Origin of the sequence: Streptomyces sp. R35, from assembly GCF_041053035.1 — a bacterium.
In the GTDB taxonomy this organism is placed as follows: domain Bacteria; phylum Actinomycetota; class Actinomycetes; order Streptomycetales; family Streptomycetaceae; genus Streptomyces; species Streptomyces lutosisoli.
Window position 1 is genome coordinate 8,497,784 of the sequence record NZ_CP163440.1, and the last position, 18,862, is coordinate 8,516,645.

Here is an 18,862-nt window from a genome sequence, read left to right on the forward strand (position 1 = left end):
TTTGCTTATCGTTCGAGCACAGCCGACCCACAGGTAACCCCTCACCGGGTCGTACACGCATGGCCGGCCACCGCGCCGCTTTCTGGTTCTGCACCCCCCGCCGCTTCGACGACGAAGCGAATCGACCGCTGCTCCGCAATCGCACCGCGCTGCCCGGAGCCGGCCCCGAAAGGCAAGCCCTTGCGTCCCTCCCCCACCCGCGACGCCCGACGGAAGCTGATCTCCGTCGCCGCGATATCCGCCGCCCTGCTGGCCGGAATGACCACCACGGTGGCCGCCCAGACGTCCACGTCGTCCCCCTCTACCTCCACCGCCACGGAGAAGGCGGACGTCACCCCCGCCGCGCAGGCCGCCGCCGCGCCCGCCGAGCGCCTGATCGTCGGCTACAAGTCCGGCGCCGCCGAGGCGAAGTCCAACAAGGCCGCCGACGCCGACGCCGAGGCAAAGGGCAAGAAGGCGGGCGAGGACCTCGACTTCCAGCGCCGTCTGGGCACCGGTGCGGCCCTGGTCGACCTCGGCGCCGAGCTCAAGAAGGCGGACGTCGCCGACGTCATCGCGCAGTACCAGGCCGACCCGCAGGTCGCGTACGTCGTCCCGGACCGGCTGAACAAGCCGCAGGCGGACCCGAACGACACCGAGTACAGCAAGCAGTGGGACCTGTTCGAGTCCACGGCGGGCATGCGCGTCCCGGGTGCCTGGTCCACCTCCACCGGCAGCGGCGTGACCGTCGCCGTCATCGACACCGGTTACGTGGCGCACTCCGACGTCGCCGCGAACATCGTCGGCGGCTACGACTTCATCTCCGACACGGCGGTCTCGGTCGACGGCGACGGACGCGACAGCAACCCGGCCGACCCGGGCGACTGGTACGCGACCGACGAGTGCGGCACGGGCACCGGCTCCAGCAGCTCCTCCTGGCACGGCACCCATGTCGCGGGCACCATCGCCGCCGTCACCAACAACAGCAAGGGCGTCGCGGGCATCGCGTACAACGCGAAGATCTCCCCGCTGCGCGTCCTCGGCAAGTGCGGTGGCTACGACTCCGACATCATCGACGCCATCACCTGGGCGTCCGGCGGCACGGTGTCCGGCATCCCGGCCAACACCAACGTCGCCAAGGTCATCAACATGAGCCTCGGCGGCTCCGGTGCCTGCACCTCCGCCACCCAGACCGCCATCAACGGCGCCGTGAACCGCGGTACGACGGTCGTCGTCGCGGCGGGCAACGACAACGACAACGCCTCCAAGTACTCCCCGGCGAGCTGCAGCAACGTCATCACCGTCGCCGCGACCGGCCGCAGCGGCTCCCGGGCCTCGTACTCCAACTACGGCTCGATCGTCGACATCTCGGCCCCGGGCGGCGACATGAGCACCGCCACCGCCAACGGCATCTACTCCACGCTCAACTCCGGCACGAAGACCGCGTCCACGGAGTCGTACGCGTACTACCAGGGCACCAGCATGGCCACCCCGCACATCGTCGGCCTCGTGGCGCTGATGAAGTCGGCGAACCCGTCGCTGACCCCGGCACAGATCGAGTCGGCCATCAAGACCAACGCCCGTGCCCTGCCCGGCACATGCTCGGGCGGCTGCGGCGCCGGCCTCGCGGACGCCACCAAGACCGTCCAGGCGGTGGCGACGAGCGGCGGCTCCACCGGCGGCACCACCTTCTCCAGCACCTCGGCCGTCTCCATCCCGGACGCCGGCTCCGCCGTCGAGTCCCCGATCACGGTCAGCGGCCGCACCGGCAACGCGCCCTCCACCCTCCAGGTCGGCGTCGACATCACCCACACCTACCGCGGTGACCTGGTGATCGACCTGGTGGCCCCGGACGGTTCGACCTACCGCCTGAAGTCCTCCAGCACCTCGGACTCGGCGGACAACGTCAGCGCCACCTATACGGTCGACGCCTCCAGTGAGACGGCCAACGGCACCTGGAAGCTCCGCGTCCAGGACACGGCCGCGCAGGACACCGGCACGATCAACAGCTGGAAGCTGACCTTCTGACCCCAGCCGACCTGCTGAGCTCTACGGGGGGAGGGGCCGTCCGACGCGGAAACGTGTCGGCCGGCCCCTTCTGCTCAGCCGGTACGGTGAGCCGCATGCCCGAGACCAGCGAGTCCAGCGAGTCCAGCGAGCCTGGCGACCCCAGCGTGATCCTCAGCAACACGGTGGGATCGTTCCCCTGGAGCGTGCTGGCCGAGCGGCATCCCGCGCTCATCCGAAAGGTGCGGGACGCCTTCCCGTACGGCCCCGAACAGCGCCGCGCGCTCGACGCCCTGCTGGAGAGCGGCTCCGAGGGCGTCATCGAACCCCTCGGAGCCGAAGCGGAGGACCGCGAACAGTGGGAGACCTGGGGGCGGGAGTACTTCGGCCGCTCCTGGTTCGACGTGCCCTTCCTGTGGTCCGAGAGCTACTTCTACCGCCAACTCCTCGAAGCCGTCGGCTACTTCGCCCCGGGACCGTGGAAGGGCATCGACCCCTTCCGCCCCTTCAAACTCGCGGAGCTCGACACCCCCGAGGCGGACGAGGAACTCGCCGCACTCGACGAACTCGCCCTCCGGCCGGCCGAGGACCAGGAGGAGGCGCTGCTGCACGGCTCGCTGTGGGGCAACCGCGCGGACCTCGGCTTCAGCCTGGCAGGCGGGGTGGGGGAGCAGGCCGACTTCCAACTCGTCGCGAACGACAGCGAGTTGCTCCGCTCGATGTTCGCCGGCGGCACCCTCTGCCTGGTCGCGGACAACGCGGGCCGGGAACTCATCCCCGACCTGCTCCTGATCGACCATCTCCTCCGCCACGGCCGCGTCGAGCGGGCCGTTCTTCAGGTGAAGCCGTACCCGTACTACGTCTCGGACGCCACGACGGCGGACGTGATCGACGCGTTGCGCCGCTTGACCGCCGCGAAGGGAGCGGCCGGACAGTCGGGCCACCGCCTCTGGTCGGCCCTGACCGACGGCCGCATCACGCTCCGGGCGCACCCCTTCTCCTGCGCCCCGCTGCCGTACGCCGACATGCCCGACGACCTGCGCCAGGAGTTCGCGGCGGCCGACGTGACCGTCATGAAGGGCGACCTGAACTACCGCCGCCTCATCGGCGACCGCCTCCGCCCCGCCACCACGCCCTTCGCGATCCCCACCGCGTACTTCCCCGGCCCGGTGGCCGCCCTGCGCACCCTGAAGTCGGACGTGATCGTCGGCCTCGACGCCCGCACCGAGGCCGCACTCGTCGCCGCCGAGGAACAGCGCTGGCGCACCAGCGGCACACACGCGCTGATCCAGGTCAGGACCTGAACGCGGCCCGGTCTCAAGTCACCTGTAGCGGCAGTGACTTGAGGCCGTTGATGAAGTTCGAGACGAGACGGCGGGGAGGTCCGGCGGTCCGGAGGGACGGCAGGGCTCGCAAGGTCTCCTCGTACAGCACACGGAGTTGGAGGCGGGCGAAGTGCGCGCCGAGGCAGACGTGCGGGCCGTCGCCGAAGGAGACGTGCGGGTTCGGGCTCCGGGCCAGGTCGAGCCGGTGCGGGTCGGTGAAGACGCGTTCGTCGTGGTTGGCCGAGGCGTGGAAGACGACCACCTTGTCGTTCGCGCGGATTCGCTGCCCGGCCAGCTCGGTGTCGACGGCCGCCGTACGGCGGAAGCTGAGGACGGGAGGATGCCGGCGCAGCAACTCGTCCACTGCTGTGCCGAGTTGGACGCGGCCCGCGCGTAGGTCCTCGTACGCGTCCGGATGCTCCGCCAGTGCCAGCAGGCCTCCGGGAGCCGCGCTGCGTACGGTGTCGTTGCCCGCGACCGTGAGCAGGAAGAAGAACATCTCCAGCTCGGCGGGGGCGAGTTCGGCGTCGGTGGCGAGGGTGGTCAGCACGTCGTCGCCGGGATGGTTGCTCTTGTGGAGGGCCAGCTGCCGCGCGTACGCGAACATGTCCCGCAGCATCGCCGGGGAGCGCGGATTGACGGGCCGGCCACGCCCGTCGAGTACGGGTTCGCCCGCCTCGTCGGGGTCCTGGTAGCCGATGACGCGCTGTGTCCAGTGCAGCAGCAGCCCCCGGTCGCGCTCCGGCACGCCGAGCAGGTCGGCGAGGTTCAGCAGGGCGTAGTCGTCGGTGACGGTGGCGACAAGGTCACAGGTGCCGTCGCCCGCGCGGGCCTGCTCCACCGCCCGCCCGAGCAGCGTACGGGCCCGCTCGCGCGCGACCGACTCGAAGTGGTCGACGCGCCGCGGCGTGAACGCCCGGCTGACCAGTCGCCTCAACCGGCCGTGATCCGGGGGGTCCTGATTGAGCATCATGCGCCGGATGAACGGCAGATCGTCCGGGTCGGGATCGCGGATCTGGGTCGCTCCGAGATACGAGGAGTACGTCGCCGAGTCCTTCAGCACCCGGACCACGTCCGCGTGCCGGGCCACCGCCCAGAACCCCGGTCCCGCCGGCCAGCCGAGCACGTCGGGCTCGTCCTGCCAGGCGACCGGGTGATGGTCGCGGAGCGTGCGGTACGCCGTGTGGGGGACACCGTCGGCGTACCGCCGGGGATCGAAGACGTCCGGCACGGGCGGCGCGGTCTGCCGTGCGACGCTCACGCCTGCCCGCCCTGGTGCCCGCCCTGGTGTTCGCCGTCATCGCGCAGGAAGGCCTCCACGACGCGGATCAACTCCAGCGGGGTCTCGTCCATCGCGTAGTGGCCCGCCCCGAGCAGCTCGTGCACCTCGCCGCCCGGGTACCAGCTCTGCCAGGTCTCCCGCATCAGGCCCGCCGAGAGCGCGGGATCCAGCGCGCCCGTCACGGCCAGTGCGGGCACCCCGGCCCCCTCGACCTGGGCATGGAAGTCCTCCCCGGCCCAGGAGTCCAGCCAGGCACGGAACGCCTTTGCATCGCTCAGGGCGATCGAGCGCGTGACCATCCGGTCGAGCCAGACCGCGGGACGGCGGTTGCCGGTCGTGAAGTCGATGATGGCGCGCCGGTTCTCCGGCTTGTGCGCGGCGTCGGCGAAGAGTTCCCACTGATCCGCGGGCATCGGCAGCCCCGACGCGGGCACCGGAGAGACGCCGACCAGACGGCGCAGCCGGTCCGGGGCGAGGGCCAGCAGGCGCTGGGCCACGGCACCGCCCATCGAGTGGCCGATCACCGAGAACCGCTCCCAGCCGAGCCGGTCCGCCAGCTCGACGAGATCGGCGGCGGCCTCGGCGGTCGTGTACGCGCCGACCGCGTCCTTCGCCTCCCCGTAGCCGCGCAGATCGACCAGCGCGTACTGGAACGTCTCGCGGTCGAGATCCGGCAGCACCGCCGCGTACGCGGACCGGTCGGCGAACCAGCCGTGCACGGCGAACACCTTGTGGGCGCCGTCGCCGTGCACTTCATGGGGGAGCACGAAGGAGGTCATGCGACCACGGTGACCGGGCGGGCGCGGGTCGGCAAGAGGGAGGACACGGTGCTGGGGTGTTGACCCTGACGCTAGTGTCAAGGTCGTAGCGTCGCGGCGTGCGAAGGGAATCCATCGACATGCGCATCGGGGAGCTGTCCCGCAGGACGGGCGTCAGCACTCGGTCGCTCAGGTACTACGAGCAGCAGGGTCTGCTGCGCGCCGAACGGGCGGCCAACGGCTACCGGGACTACGCCGAGTCCGCCGTGATCCGCGCCGCCAACATCCAGGGCCTGCTGCGGGCGGGCCTGACCGTCGACGACATCCGTGAGCCGCTGGACACCGGATGCCTGAACGAACCGCTCGGTCAACTCCCGTTGTGCGAAGGCGCGTTGCAGACGGCCACCGACCGGCTCGACGAGCTGGACCGGCGTATCGGCGCACTGCGGCAGCTGCGCGAGCGGCTGGCGGAGCAGGTGACGCGGACACGGAACGCACTGGCCGCGAATGAGAGGAACTGAGGGATGCGTATCGGAGTGGGCCCGCACCGGCTGTGGCCCGGGCGGGAGAGCGAGCTCGACGGGGTCCTGGAGACCGCCCGGACCGCCGAGCGTCTGGGTTTCGACCACCTCATCGCCGGGAGCCACCTTCTCGCTGGTGACCTGGGGGTGACTCCGGACCCGCTGGTGCTGCTGTCGGCGATCGCGGGCGCGACGGAACGGATCCGGGTGGTGACCAGCGTCCTGATCCTGCCGCTCTACAACCCCGTCGTCGTCGCCCACCAGGCCGCCACCCTCGACCGCCTCTCGCGCGGCCGCTTCACCCTCGGCGTCGGCACCGGCTGGGACACGGCGGAGTTCGCCGCCGCGGGGGCGCCGTTCGGCGGGCGCGGCAAGCGGCTGGACGAACAGCTGGCCACCATCAGGGAGTTGTGGGAGGACCGGGCCGAGGGAATGCGGCTGGGCGTACGGCCGCGCACCGCCGGCGGCCCCGACGTGTGGATCGGCGGCCAGAGCGACGCCGCCCTGCGCAGGGCGCTGCGGTACGGCGACGGATGGCACGGTTCGGCGGTCGACACGGACACCCTGACCGCCGTACGGGAACGGCTCGCGGCGCTCGGCAAGGAGGCCGGCCGGGACCCGGACACCCTGACACTGACCGCGGGCACGCTGCTGCTGCCCCCGGGTTTCCGCCCCGCGGTGGACCTCCCGTGGCGCCCCCTCGGCGGCGAACGGGCCACCGCCGACAGCATCCGCCACGAACTCGCCCAGCTGGAGGCGGCCGGCCTCTCCTCCTGCTCGCTCTGGTTCCCGGTAGCCACGGAGGCACTCCCGGACGCCCTGGAGTGGACGGCACAAGAACTGCTACTGACGGCTCCCGCCGACTGAGCGGCCCGCTTTTTCGCCTCCGCCGCCCCTACCCGTCCCATCCCTGGGAGCTGCGCAATCTTTCAGGGGCGCGGGGAACTGCACGACCAGCCCCCACCCACCCGCAGCCAAAGGACCAGCGGCCGTTGCCCCTACAGCCGGCCTTCGCGTGTGCCTTTGGCATCGATTCACGCGATGGTGTGATCATGTCCCGGCTCGTGGATGTCGCCGGAGGGCCCTGGGTAGGGCCCCGGCCATGACGCAGCCGTTCGAACTCCCGCACTTCTACATGCCGTATCCCGCGCGGCTGAACCCGCATCTCGACGAGGCGCGGGCCCATTCCGTCGAGTGGGCCCGCGGAATGGGCATGCTGGAGGGCTCCGGCATCTGGGAACAGTCCGACCTCGACGCGCACGACTACGGGCTGCTGTGCGCGTACACGCACCCCGACTGCGACGGGCCCGCGCTCTCCCTCATCACCGACTGGTACGTGTGGGTCTTCTTCTTCGACGACCACTTCCTGGAGACCTTCAAGCGCAGCCAGGACCGCGACGGCGGCAAGGCCTACCTGGACCGGCTGCCCCTCTTCATGCCGCTGGACCTCTCGACTCCCGTACCGGAGCCGGAGAATCCGGTCGAGGCGGGCCTCGCCGATCTGTGGGCTCGTACGGTGCCCTCGATGTCGATGGCGTGGCGCGAGCGGTTCGCCGTCTCCACCGAGCATCTGCTGAACGAGTCGCTGTGGGAGCTCTCCAACATCAACGAAGGGCGGATCGCCAACCCCGTCGAGTACATCGAGATGCGCCGCAAGGTGGGCGGCGCCCCCTGGTCGGCGGGGCTCGTCGAGTACGCGACCTCCGAAGTACCCGCCTCCGTCGCCGATGCCAGGCCCTTGCGGGTGCTCATGGAGACCTTCTCCGACGGTGTGCACCTGCGCAACGACCTCTTCTCCTACCAGCGGGAGGTCGAGGACGAGGGCGAGCTCAGCAACGGCATCCTCGTCCTGGAGACCTTCTTCGGCTGCACCACCCAGGAGGCCGCCGAGACCGTCAACGACATCCTCACCTCGCGGCTCCACCAGTTCGAGCACACGGCCCTGACCGAAGTACCCGCGCTGGCCGTGGAGAAGGGCCTCGCCCCGGACGAGGTCGCCGCGGTCGCCGCGTACACGCGGGGCCTGCAGGACTGGCAGTCGGGCGGCCACGAGTGGCACATGCGTTCCAGCCGCTATATGAACGAGGGGGCTCTGGAGGCGGAGCGGCCCTTCGGCGTCGCCGCGTTCGGCACGTCCGCCGTCGACATCGGTGCCCTGCTGTCGGCGGCCGGTGCGGAGCGGCTGCGCTCGTACACCCATGTTCCCTTCCAGAAGGTCGGTCCCTCTCAACTCCCCGACTTCTACATGCCGTTCGAGGTGACGCTCAGCCCGCATCTGCCGGGCGCCCGCGACCGTCTCACCGGCTGGATGCACGCCATGGGCATGCTCCAGGAGGGCGTCTGGGACGAGGACAAACTCGCCGCCTACGACCTGCCGTTGTGCGCGGCCGGCATTCACCCGGACGCGACACCGGAGGACCTCGACGTCAGCTCCCAGTGGCTGGCCTGGGGCACCTACGGCGACGACTACTACCCGCTCGTCTTCGGCAACCGTCGCGACCTGGCCACCGCCAAGCTGGTCACCGCGCGCCTCTCGGCCTGCATGCCCATCGACGACGAGGAGGTCCCCGTCCCGGTCAACGGCATGGAGCGCGGCCTCATCGACCTCTGGCAGCGCACGGCCGCGGGGATGACCCCGGACGAGCGACGCCAGTTCCGGGCCGCGGTCGATGTGATGACGGAGAGCTGGCTGTGGGAGCTGTCCAACCAGATCCAGCACCGCATCCCCGACCCCGTCGACTACCTGGAGATGCGCCGCGCCACCTTCGGCTCCGAGCTCACCATGAGCCTGTGCCGCCTGAGCCACGGCCGGAAGGTTCCGCCCGAGATCTACCGCAGCGGTCCCGTCCGCTCGCTGGAGAACGCGGCCATGGACTACGCGATGCTCATGAACGACGTCTTCTCGTACCAGAAGGAGATCGAGTACGAGGGCGAGGTCCACAACGGCATCCTCGTCGTGCAGAACTTCTTCGGCTGCGACTACCCGACCGCGCTCGGCATCATCCACGACCTCATGACCCAGCGCATGCAGCAGTTCCAGCACGTCGCCGCCCATGAACTGCCCATCCTGTACGAGGACTTCAAGCTCTCGGCGGAAGTGCGCGGGATCATGGAGGGCTATGTCGTGGAGCTGCAGCACTGGCTGTCCGGGATCTTGAAGTGGCACCAGGACTGCCACCGCTACGGCGCGGCGGACCTGGCGCGGCGCGCCCACGGCTTCGTACCGGACAGGGTGCCCGCGCTGCCGTTCAGCCGGCCGGGGACTCCGGTATCGGCCGCTGTCTGACGCTCGCCCGGGCCGCTTCGGAAAGTTCCGCGAGGATCTCCGCGGCGGCCCGGGTGACCTCGCGGACGTCCTCGGCGAGGCTCGCGTCGGCCGAGGCGGCGCGGACCACCTCGTGGTGCTCCTCGACGATGTACGCACCCAGGTTGGTGCCGCGCCAGTGCCGCAGGGTGTCATCGGCGGGCTTGGCCAGTGTGTCGCGCAACCGCGCCAAGGTGCGTACGGCTTCCCGGAGTTGATGCCCCTCCCGCTCCATCCGGGCGAGGGTCAGGAGTGCCGAGACGCGGTCCTGCGCGGTGTCCTGGAGGCGCGAGTAGAGGCGCTGGGCGCGCAGGGCCTGGAAGGAGTCGCCCAACTCCTCGAACGCGTAGGGCAGTGTGCGGAGCGGGTGCGCGGCTCGTCTCTCCGGCGGCAATCGGTCGTAGCGACACCCCCCGAGGTCGATGTCGTCCAGCAGGCGGATCAGGGCGGTGCGGGCCAACTCGACCATCCCCTGTTCGAGCGCCATGCCGGTCCAGGTGGACAGCGGCTCGTCCGAAGGGTCGGTGCCGAAGAGCGAGTCGTCGAGCCCCAGAGCCCACTCCCGCAGTTCCTCACCGCTCGCCCCCGGCTCCGGCATGCCGCCGAGACCGCACCAGGTGTCGTACGTCGTCTCGCGGACCTCGTACAGCAGCGGCAGGTCCTCGGCGAGGCCGTGCAGCCCCACCAGGACGGCGGCGATCCGCAGTTCGTCGGTCATCGACGCCTCCGCCTCGTGCTTCAGCAGGTGGCGCAGCAGTGCCAGGTCGGTGTCCCGGCGGTCGTACTGGGCGGCGCGCAGGGCGAGCGCGCGGCGCCCCCCGTCCCGGGCCACCTCGTCCCACGACGAGCCTTCCCGCAGCAGCGCCAGATCGGCACGGCCCGGTGCGAGAACCGTCTCCCACAGTGGCGGGCGGGGGTGCCGGTCGAGGAGGGCGTAGGCCCCGCCCTCCTCCGCGTTGAGCAGCAGGAACTCGGGCTCGGTGCGCAGCAGGGCGGCGTGCAGCCTGCCGATCAGCTCCACCGGCGATCGCACGGGCAGCCCCAGCGCCGCCCGGAGTTCGTCCCGCTCGGCGTCGATCCCGTAGTGCTCCCGGATCTCCTCCTCCGTCTCGGCGATCTCCGCGAGGATCTTCTCCTCGCCGTCGCTCGGCGCGAGCCCCAGGCAGTCGTGCCAGCCGGGCAGTCCGACCAGGATCTCCAGCGCCTCGTCGACACTGTCCCCGATGATCCCGGCCGAGCCCTCGGAATCGGCGTACAGCACGGAACCGTCCGCGCACACGAAATACGTACCGCCCGTGTCGTCCCCCGCTATCGGCTTCAGCGGGCCGTCCGAGGCCAGCCTGACGTCTTCGACGTGGTCCGCGCGGTCCAGGTCGAAGTTGAAGGGGAACGCGGCCAGTTCGGCCAGGTGAGGGTTCTTCTGGAGCAGCCGCAGGGCGTGATCGGTCATCTCACAGAAAGTAACAGCCGCCACTGACAACGGCGGAGTTCGCACCCGGACGCGGCGGTCGTGAGGGTCACACCGGCAGGCTCTGTCGCGCACCGGCCGCGTGGGCCACGGCGGCTCGGGCCAGCGCCCGCACGATCGGATGCGGACGCGAGCCGTCCCCGGACAGCTCCGGCTGGAAGAGGGTGGCCAAGTAGAAGGGGTGGCCGGGAAGTTCGGCGATCCGGACGTGCCCGTCCTCGTCGTGCCCGCTGAAGCGCAGCCCGTGCGCGCGCAGGGTGTCGAGGTGGCGGGAGGGCCCGTACGCGCAGAAGTAGCGCTCGACCGTCCGCTCGGAGCCGATCACCGACTGGGCGAGCGAGCCCGGTTCGACAATGACCGTGGCCTCGTGGCCCACGAGGGAGCAGGCGAGCGGCTCGATGAGGAGGTCGTCGGCGTCGGGGTCGTTCTCGGCGTGCGCGACCTTCGTGAGACCGCACACGTTGCGGGCGTATTCGAGGAGCGCGTGCTGGAAGCCGCCGCACGTGCCGAGGAACGGGATGCCGTCCTCGCGCGCGGTGCGGGCCGCCGTGAGTACTCCCGCCTCGCTGCGGTACGGGCTGCCGGGCAGTACCCATACGGCGTCGAAGCCGCGTACCGCCTCCTCGTCCTCGGCGTCCTCGGACGGGATCCAGTAGGCGTCCAGGACGATCCGGTCGCGGGCGGCGAGCGCGTCGAGCAGGAGCGGGATGCGGGTGTGCGAGACGACGTTCGGGGAGCGGTCGCCGACCAGGGCGATACGGGCGGTCCGCGCTGAGCCTGCGGTGACGTCGTTCATGGAAGCGTTCGCGGTGTTCGTGGTCATGCCGTTCATCCTGGGCGCGCCCCGTTGTTCACGTCCAACGATGATTTCTGCATCCTCGATAAGCAACACTGATGACGTGCGGCATCCTGGAGCGCATGGACCCGCATCTCCTGCGTACGTACGTCACCGTGGCGCGGCTCGCGTCCTTCTCGGAGGCCGCGCGCGAGCTCGGCTACACCCAGTCCGCCGTGTCCCAGCACATCGCCGCGCTGGAGCAGGACCTCGGCACGCCGCTGCTCACCCGGCGCCCCGTCACGCCGACCGCGGCGGGCGAGCGGCTCCTCGAACACGCGGGACCGCTGCTGCTGCGCCTGGACGCGGCCCGCGCCGACGTCGCCCGGATGGCGGCAGCACCCGAGCACGGGCTGACGCTCGCCGTCGCGCCGACCGCGCTCGGACCGCGTACTCTCGCGGCGCTCCCCGCCGCCGGCGTGACCCTGCGGGTGCTGGCCCGCGACGAGATCCCCGCGGAGGTCGCCACCGGAACCGCGGACCTGGGCCTCGTCGACGGTCTCGCCGCGCCGAGCGACCCCCTCCGGCTGCCCGACGTGGCGCCGCTGACCACGCACGGCGCGGGCGAGGAGCCGGTCTGCGTACTGCTGCCGCAGGCCCATCCGCTCGCCCGGCGCACGGGACTGCGTCTCGGCGACCTGGTCGACGCCCGCTGGCTGGACGCCCCCGGCGCGGGCCTGCCGCTGGCCCACCTCCGTGCCGCGAACGGCAGCGGCGGCTTCCGCCCGGCCCTGCGCTATGAGGGCACCGACCTCCGCACCCTCACCGCGCTGGCCGCCGCGGGACACGGCTTGACCCTGCTGCCGCGTACGGCGGCCGCCGGCGTGCCCGGAGCGGTGGCCGTCCCGCTCGTGGCGCCACGTGTCGTACACCGCGTCGAGCTGGTGCACGGCGCATCGCTGCGGGGAGCGGCGGCGACGATGGCGGACAGGCTTCTCGAACGCGTTTGACAGTCTCACTCGTTCGTGAATCGTCGCGCGCCGGGGCGCCGGGTAGAGCAAGAGCCGGAGGCGGTCCGTAGAGCATCTGCCGGAGGCGACCCATGGAACAGACCGCGTTGCGTCCCAAGCCGATGCCCGGTCAGGAGCCGGGCGGCGGCCGTCCGTCCGGCAGCCCCCGGCGCCCGCATGCCGCGCGGCGCCGCGGCAAACGGTTGATGACTCTGCTGTTCAGCCTCTTCGTCGGGACGGTGCTGGTCCTGTCGGGCGTCGGACTCGGCACCGTGGGCGCCACCGTGATCGGCATGAGCAAGCTGGCGGACCTTCAGAGACAGGCCGCGGAGCAAGGAGCGGCGGGTAAACCGGCGCGGACCTCCGGCGCGCCCCAGGCCGGTGACTCCAAGTCGGCGCCCGGCGCGGGCGGTCCGACTTCCCCGGAGGAGCCCGTGCGGGCAACCCTCGGGGTCGAGGCCGTCGATGCCGTCAAGGACGCGGGCGCACTCGTCGTCGGTGTCCACGTGCCCGGCCCGGGCTACACCGCGGGACTGGTCCGCGGTGATGTCCTGATCGCCTTCGGCGGGAGCCGGATCGCATCGGCCGCCGACCTGGCGGGGGCCGTCGCCGCCGCGCGTCCCGGACGCACCGTCACCCTCACCGTGCGGCACGCGAACGGCGGTCGTCAGCAACTGTCCGCGGTCCCCGGAGTCGTGACCTGAGAGAGGACGGCTTCCTTGCTCTCGGGAGTTCCTCGCGTTCGGGGACCTCTTCAAGAGGCCGTTCCCCCGCCCCTTCAGGCGACCCTGAAGTGGCTCGTGAGCCGTTGCTCGTCGTCCAGCACATGGAACGCGTACCCAGGAGGAGCATCCCGGTCCGCGGCACCCTCGCCCTCCCACGGCAGCCGAAGCGTCCACGTCACACCGGGGCCGACGACGAGCGGCCGTCCGGCGAAGGTGGTCGCCGCGGGCGTGTGTGCGTGACCGGTGATGAGCCCGGCGACCTCGGGCCTGCGTTCCAACAGCGCGGCCAGGGAAGACGGTTGGCTCAGCTGGTACGCGTCCGGCAACGGGTGGTGCAGTGCGACCGGCGGGTGGTGGAAGGCGAGCAGCGCCGGAAGGCTGCCGTCCAGTTCGTCGAGCGTCGCCTCGATCCAGGCGTACGTCTCCTTGTCGAACTCCCCCTCGTCCCGGCCCGGAATGCTGGAGTCGCACATCAGCACGGCCGCCTCGTCGAAGACGTGGACGCTGTTGACCGGCCCCTCGGCCGCGGGTTGTCCGAGCAGTGCCTTGCGGTAGGGCGCACGGCTGTCGTGGTTGCCCGGGCAGGTGAGTACGGGGAAGGGGGCCCCGCCGTCGCGCAGCCCGAGCATGCGGGCCGCCTCCTCGTACTCCGCCTCCGCGCCGTGATCCGCGATGTCCCCGGTCACCAGCAGTGCGTCCACCTTCCCGGGCAGCTCCCACAGCCGGTCGCGCACGCACTCGGCCCGCTCAGTGGCCCGTTCGGTCCCGTCCAGATGAAGGTCGCTGATGTGCGCCAGTACGAGCATGCTCATCCCCTCGTTGCTTAATGGAACATGCCAATCTAAGCATTAGAACTAACGGCAAGGCAACGCTCAACCGTTAGGTCGGCTGGGCCGGAAAGGGTCACGCCGCGCGAAACCGGAACGGGCCGGCCGCCGCAGCCGAAAAGGGGTTGGCGCCCGAAAGGCGGCACGCCACGATGGCCGCATGCTGAGCACCCTTCTCGCCTTCCTCGGGGCCTGCACCCTGATCGCGGCCTCACCCGGCCCGAGCACCGTGCTGATCATCAAGCAGTCGCTGCGCAGTCGGCGGTCCGGCTTTCTGACCGTGCTCGGCAACGAGACCGGGGTCTTCATCTGGGGCGTCGTCGCCGCGTTCGGCCTCACCGCACTGCTCGCCGCCTCCGAGATGGCGTACGACGTCATGCGGATCGTCGGCGCCGTCGTACTCGTCGGCTTCGGTGTCCAGACGCTGTGGCAGGCCCGCCGCTCCAAGGGGGCCGTGGACGGCGGTGGCTGGGAGGGCGCGGAGAAGAGCGGCTGGGCCTCCTATCGGGGCGGGCTGCTGCTCAACCTCGCGAACCCGAAGGCGGCCATCTTCGCGATGTCCTTCCTGCCGCAGTTCGTGCCGGAGGGCGCCCCGCAGCTGCCCGCCATGGTCGGCCTCGCCGCGCTCTGGGCTGTCTACGAGGTCGGCTACTACGGCCTGTACGTGTGGTTCGTCGGCCGCATGAAGGCCGTACTGTCCCGGACCGGTGTCCGCCGACGACTGGAGCAGGTCTCCGGAGGTGTACTGCTCCTCCTGGGCGCCCGCCTAGCCCTGGAGAGCTGACGCGGCGAGGGTAACCGGCTCGCGCGTGCCTCATCGGAAGGGCAGGATGCTGCCCGTAGCCCCCTGGGGAACTCCGGACAGACGGAGGCATGCATGACCGGCACGCCCGCGCCCTTCACGGCCGGTGACTACGAGGCCCGTATGCGGCGCGCGGCCGAGGCCGCCGCGGACGCCGGGCTCGACGGCGTCCTGGTCGCGCCCGGGCCCGACCTGGTGTGGCTGACGGGCTATCGGCCGGTGGAGACCGAGCGGCTCACCCTGCTGGTGCTGAGGGCCGGACAGGACCCTGTCCTCGTCGTGCCCACCCTGGAGGCCCCCGACGCGGCCAAGGCGGTCGGCGCGCCCGCGCTGACGCTGCGCGACTGGACCGACGGCAAGGACCCGTACGAGGCGGCCGCGTCCCTCCTCGACCGTGCCGGCCGCTTCGGAGTCAGCGACAACGCCTGGGCCCTGCACCTGCTCGGCCTCCAGAAGCGGCTGCCGGACACCCGCTACACCGCCCTCACCGAGGCCCTGCCCATGCTGCGGGCCGTGAAGGACACGGCGGAACTGGAGCGGTTGGCGGCCGCCGGGGCGGCCGCGGACGCAACGTTCGAGGAGATCCGGAAGGTTCCCTTCGCCGGCCGCAGGGAGACCGACGTGGCCGCCGACGTCGCCGGTCTGCTGCGGCGGTTCGGGCACTCCCAGGTCGACTTCACCATCGTCGCCTCGGGCCCCAACGGCGCCAACCCGCACCACGAGGCCGACGACCGTGTCATCGAGCGCGGCGACATGGTCGTCCTGGACTTCGGCGGCCTCAAGGAGGGCTACGGCTCCGACACCTCCCGCACGGTTCACGTCGGCGAACCGGACGACGAGGAGCGCAAGGTGCACGACATCGTGCGCGCCGCCCAGGAGGCCGGTTTCCGTGCGGTGCGGCCCGGTGCCGCCTGCCAGGACGTCGACCGCGCGGCCCGCGCGGTCATCACCGAGGCCGGGTACGGCGACTACTTCATCCACCGCACCGGGCACGGCATCGGCGTCACCACCCACGAACCGCCGTACATGATCGAGGGCGAACAACAGCCCCTCGTCCCCGGAATGTGCTTCTCCGTGGAGCCCGGCATCTATCTGCCCGGCCGCTTCGGGGTGCGCATCGAGGACATCGTGACGGTGACCGAGGACGGCGGACGCCGCCTCAACACCACCTCCCGCGAGCTGGTGATCGTCGACTGACGTGCACGACCCGACCGTGCGGCAGCAGCTCCGCCCACGCCCCCGAACGACAAGGGCGCGACCATGACCCAGGCACCGACACCGACCGCGGACACCGTCCGCCGGCTGGTCCGTTCGCTGCTCGCCGACGCCGCCGCGGCGGGCGGGGGACCCGACGTGCGGCCCGTCCACGAGGGCGGCGAGCACTTCACGTGGTGGGTCGGCACGCGCCATGTGCTGCGGCTCGCCCAGGACCGGGAGGCCTCCGTACGCCAGCGCCGCGAACTGCGCCTGCGCGACCTGATCCGCCCGCACATCGGGATCGCGGTCCCGGTGAGCGTCGCGCAGGGCGAATGGGCGAGCGGACTGAGCTGCACCCTCGACAAAAGACTGCCCGGCGCCTCCGGCGAGGAGCAGGACGTCTCGGCCGTCGGCGAGGCCGACCTCGCGGGACTGCTCACCGGACTGCGCGAAGTGCCCGTACGCCAGGCCGAGTCGCTCGGCGTCCCGCGCGCCGCGCCGCGCTCCCTGGAAGAGCTGCGGACGGCCGCCGCACACGCCGCCGAGGAGCTCGCCGCCGCCGACGAGTTCGACCCCGCGCTCCTCACCCAGCTCACCGCGCCCGCCGCCGTCCAGCTCGCCGCGCAGCCCGGCGCCGCGGTGCTCGTGCACCACAACCTCAAGGGCGAGCACCTCGTGGTCAGCGCCGACGGGCGGGTGCGCGGCGTCCTCGACTGGACCGGCACGGTGATCGGCGACCCCGCCGAGGACATCGCGGGGCTCGCGATCGCCGTCGGCGCCCCCGCGGCCGTACGCGCCGCCACGCTCGCCGGGTACGGCGCCCGTCCCTGTCTGCGCGGCCTGTGGCTGTCCCGCTGCGACACGGTGATCCGCCTCGCCGACCGCCTCCAGGGCCGCGACGACAGCCCCGTCCCACTGCTGGAGACACAGCTGCGCCGCGCCTGGGAGGCGATCCTGCTGGAACGGGTCACCGACCTGCGGGAGGGCGGGCCGGACGAGGCGCCGTAAACGGTTGCGTAAGCGTTTACGCGAACGCCTACGCCTGGGTCAGCACCACACACGACTCGCCCGGCACGTTCAACACCCCGTCCGCGCCCGGCGCTTCGACCGGCTCCCAGGCGGCCAGCACGCGTGCGTGGCGGAGGCCGAGGGGGATCGCCGCGGTCGCCTTGGAGAGGTTGACGGCCACCCGGACGTCACCGCGCCGCAGAGCCAGCCAGCGGGCCTGCGCGTCGTGGGCGACCCTGACCGCCGCGAGATCGGGGTCCGCGAGGTCGGCCTGGCGGCGGCGCAGGGCGATCAGGTCGCGGTACCAGGCCAGCACGCGCGCGTGGAGTCCCTTTTCGGGTTCCGACCAGTCGAGACAGGAGCGGTCCCGGGTCGCCGGGTCCTGCGGGTCGGGGACGTCCTCCTCGGCCCAGCCGTGCGCCGCGAACTCCCGGCGCCTGCCCCGCCGTACGGCCTCCGCGAGCTCGGGATCGGTATGGTCGGTGAAGAACTGCCAGGGCGTGCCCGCGGCCCACTCCTCGCCCATGAACAGCATCGGCGTGAAGGGCGCGGTGAGTGTCAGCGCGGCGGCGCAGGCCAGCAGCCCGGGGGAGAGGGAGGCCGAGAGCCGGTCGCCCTGGGCGCGGTTGCCGATCTGGTCGTGGGTCTGGGCGTAGCCGAGCAGGCGGTGCGCCGACACACGCGTGCGGTCGAGCGGCCGACCATGGCGTCGCCCACGGAAGCTGGAGTACGTGCCGTCGTGGAAGAAGCCGGACGTCAGCGTTTTCGCGAGCGCCGCGAACGGGGCCCGTGCGAAGTCCGCGTAGTAGCCCTGCGCCTCACCGGTCAGCGCGGTGTGCAGGGCGTGGTGGAAGTCGTCGTTCCACTGGGCGTGCAGCCCGAGACCACCCTCCTCGCGGGGCGTGACGAGCCGAGGGTCGTTCAGATCCGATTCGGCGATCAGGAACAGGGGCCGGCCGAGGTCGTCGGCGAGCGTGTCCACGGCCGTCGACAACTCCTCCAGGAAGTGCACCGCGCGCGTGTCGCGCAGCGCGTGCACCGCGTCCAGGCGCAGCCCGTCGAGCCGGTAGTCGCGCAGCCACGCCAGTGCGCTGTCGACGAGAAATGTGCGCACCTCGTCCGAACCGGGCGCGTCCAGGTTCACGGCGGAGCCCCAGGGCGTCTGATGGGTGTCCGTGAAGTACGGCCCGAACGCGGGCAGATGGTTGCCGGACGGCCCGAGGTGGTTGTGCACGACATCGAGTACGACGCCCAGACCGAGCCCGTGCGCCCGGTCGACAAAGCGCTTCAGCGCTTCGGGGCCGCCGTACGGCTCGTGCACCGCCCACAGCGACACACCCTCGTACCCCCAGCCGTGCCGCCCCGGGAACGGGCACAGCGGCATCAACTCGACGTGTGTGACGCCCAGTTCCGCGAGATGACCGAGCCGCTCGGCGGCCGCGTCCAGCGTGCCCTCGGATGTGTACGTCCCCACGTGCAGCTCGTACAGGACCGCGCCCGGCAGCGGGCGCCCCGCCCACTCGGTGCGCCAGGCATGGCGCGCCTGGTCGACCACCGCGCTCAGCCCGTCGGGGCCGTCCGGCTGTCGCCGTGAACGGGGATCGGGCAGCACGGGCCCGTCGTCCAGCGCGAACCCGTACCGCGTCCCGTCCTGCGCGGCCGCGTCGCCCGTCCACCACCCGGCTCGCTCCGGATCGCGCTCCAACGCGCGCGTGGTGCCGGCGCAATGGAGCGTCACCCGGTCGGCCTGCGGTGCCCACACATCGAACCGCACAGACGGTTCCCCCTTGTCAGCTCACCGTGACGTAGCCCGTCCATGGTGCTTCACGGGAGATCAATTCGCTTTCGAATCCACCCTTTTGCCGCGTGTTTGC

At 71.5% G+C, this 18,862-nt stretch carries 16 protein-coding genes; 10 read left to right on the top strand and 6 right to left on the bottom strand.

The annotated features are described in order from the left end of the window. Window positions 1-180: 180 nt before the first annotated feature. Both AB5J50_RS38235 and AB5J50_RS38240 read left to right on the top strand, forming a co-directional pair. On the top strand, window positions 181-2,007 hold the full coding sequence (locus tag AB5J50_RS38235; RefSeq protein ID WP_369263252.1) for a S8 family serine peptidase: 1,827 nt from the start codon (window positions 181-183) through the stop codon (window positions 2,005-2,007). A 95-nt stretch (window positions 2,008-2,102) separates the two neighbouring features. Continuing rightward, window positions 2,103-3,290: a damage-control phosphatase ARMT1 family protein gene (locus AB5J50_RS38240; RefSeq protein WP_369263253.1), complete on the top strand. Its 1,188-nt coding sequence runs from the start codon at window positions 2,103-2,105 to the stop codon at window positions 3,288-3,290. 13 nt (window positions 3,291-3,303) lie between these two features. Here AB5J50_RS38240 and AB5J50_RS38245 read toward each other — a convergent pair whose 3' ends face one another. Together AB5J50_RS38245 and AB5J50_RS38250 are read right to left on the bottom strand one after the other, a co-directional pair. Further along, the gene (locus AB5J50_RS38245) at window positions 3,304-4,572 is read right to left on the bottom strand and encodes a cytochrome P450 (protein ID WP_369263255.1); all 1,269 of its coding nucleotides are present in this window, start codon (window positions 4,570-4,572) and stop codon (window positions 3,304-3,306) included. Further along, window positions 4,569-5,372, bottom strand: a complete 804-nt coding sequence (locus AB5J50_RS38250; protein ID WP_369263256.1) for an alpha/beta fold hydrolase — start codon at window positions 5,370-5,372, stop codon at window positions 4,569-4,571. The genes AB5J50_RS38245 and AB5J50_RS38250 overlap by 4 nt, the downstream gene beginning before the upstream one ends. 98 nt (window positions 5,373-5,470) lie before the next feature. On the opposite strand from AB5J50_RS38250, the gene AB5J50_RS38255 reads away from it, so the two are divergent. The 3 genes from AB5J50_RS38255 (at window position 5,471) to cyc2 (ending at window position 9,158) form a co-directional block, all read left to right on the top strand. Beyond that, a complete protein-coding gene (locus AB5J50_RS38255) occupies window positions 5,471-5,872 on the top strand; it encodes a MerR family transcriptional regulator (RefSeq protein WP_369263258.1) in 402 nt (133 codons plus the stop codon). 3 nt (window positions 5,873-5,875) lie between these two features. Next, window positions 5,876-6,739 carry a TIGR03619 family F420-dependent LLM class oxidoreductase gene (locus AB5J50_RS38260; protein WP_369263259.1) on the top strand — a complete coding sequence of 288 codons (864 nt, stop codon included), beginning with the start codon at window positions 5,876-5,878 and terminating at the stop codon, window positions 6,737-6,739. 235 nt (window positions 6,740-6,974) lie between these two features. After that, on the top strand, window positions 6,975-9,158 hold the full coding sequence (gene cyc2, locus AB5J50_RS38265) for a germacradienol/geosmin synthase Cyc2 (RefSeq protein ID WP_369263261.1): 2,184 nt from the start codon (window positions 6,975-6,977) through the stop codon (window positions 9,156-9,158). Here the strand turns inward: cyc2 and AB5J50_RS38270 are convergent. Continuing rightward, the gene (locus tag AB5J50_RS38270) at window positions 9,121-10,626 is read right to left on the bottom strand and encodes a hypothetical protein (protein WP_369263262.1); all 1,506 of its coding nucleotides are present in this window, start codon (window positions 10,624-10,626) and stop codon (window positions 9,121-9,123) included. The two genes, cyc2 and AB5J50_RS38270, sit on opposite strands and share 38 nt — an antisense overlap. Window positions 10,627-10,693: 67 nt before the next feature. Next, complete coding sequence (locus AB5J50_RS38275; RefSeq protein WP_369263264.1) at window positions 10,694-11,467, bottom strand: hypothetical protein; 774 nt, start codon at window positions 11,465-11,467, stop codon at window positions 10,694-10,696. A gap of 95 nt (window positions 11,468-11,562) precedes the next feature. On the opposite strand from AB5J50_RS38275, the gene AB5J50_RS38280 reads away from it, so the two are divergent. Together AB5J50_RS38280 and AB5J50_RS38285 are read left to right on the top strand one after the other, a co-directional pair. Next, window positions 11,563-12,429 (top strand): LysR family transcriptional regulator, encoded by an 867-nt coding sequence (locus AB5J50_RS38280; protein WP_369265621.1) that lies wholly within the window; start codon window positions 11,563-11,565, stop codon window positions 12,427-12,429. A gap of 92 nt (window positions 12,430-12,521) precedes the next feature. Further along, window positions 12,522-13,133, top strand: coding sequence for a PDZ domain-containing protein (locus AB5J50_RS38285; protein ID WP_369263266.1), 612 nt, complete (start codon window positions 12,522-12,524; stop codon window positions 13,131-13,133). Between the two features lie 74 nt (window positions 13,134-13,207). Here the strand turns inward: AB5J50_RS38285 and AB5J50_RS38290 are convergent, their stop codons facing one another. Further along, window positions 13,208-13,960 carry a metallophosphoesterase gene (locus tag AB5J50_RS38290; RefSeq protein WP_369265622.1) on the bottom strand — a complete coding sequence of 251 codons (753 nt, stop codon included), beginning with the start codon at window positions 13,958-13,960 and terminating at the stop codon, window positions 13,208-13,210. A gap of 181 nt (window positions 13,961-14,141) precedes the next feature. Here AB5J50_RS38290 and AB5J50_RS38295 point away from each other — a divergent pair, with 181 nt between their 5' ends. The 3 genes from AB5J50_RS38295 to AB5J50_RS38305 all read left to right on the top strand — a co-directional run bounded on the left by AB5J50_RS38295 (window position 14,142) and on the right by AB5J50_RS38305 (window position 16,988). Next, window positions 14,142-14,765 (top strand): LysE family translocator, encoded by a 624-nt coding sequence (locus tag AB5J50_RS38295; protein WP_327432599.1) that lies wholly within the window; start codon window positions 14,142-14,144, stop codon window positions 14,763-14,765. Window positions 14,766-14,858: 93 nt separating this feature from the next. Beyond that, a complete protein-coding gene (locus AB5J50_RS38300; protein WP_369263269.1) occupies window positions 14,859-15,980 on the top strand; it encodes an aminopeptidase P family protein in 1,122 nt (373 codons plus the stop codon). Window positions 15,981-16,043: 63 nt separating this feature from the next. Further along, entirely contained in the window at window positions 16,044-16,988 is a 945-nt protein-coding gene (locus AB5J50_RS38305; RefSeq protein WP_369263271.1) for a phosphotransferase family protein, read from the top strand. Window positions 16,989-17,016: 28 nt separating this feature from the next. On the opposite strand, the gene treZ is transcribed toward AB5J50_RS38305, so the two are convergent. Beyond that, on the bottom strand, window positions 17,017-18,762 hold the full coding sequence (treZ, locus tag AB5J50_RS38310; protein WP_369263273.1) for a malto-oligosyltrehalose trehalohydrolase: 1,746 nt from the start codon (window positions 18,760-18,762) through the stop codon (window positions 17,017-17,019). Between the last annotated feature and the right edge of the window lie 100 nt (window positions 18,763-18,862).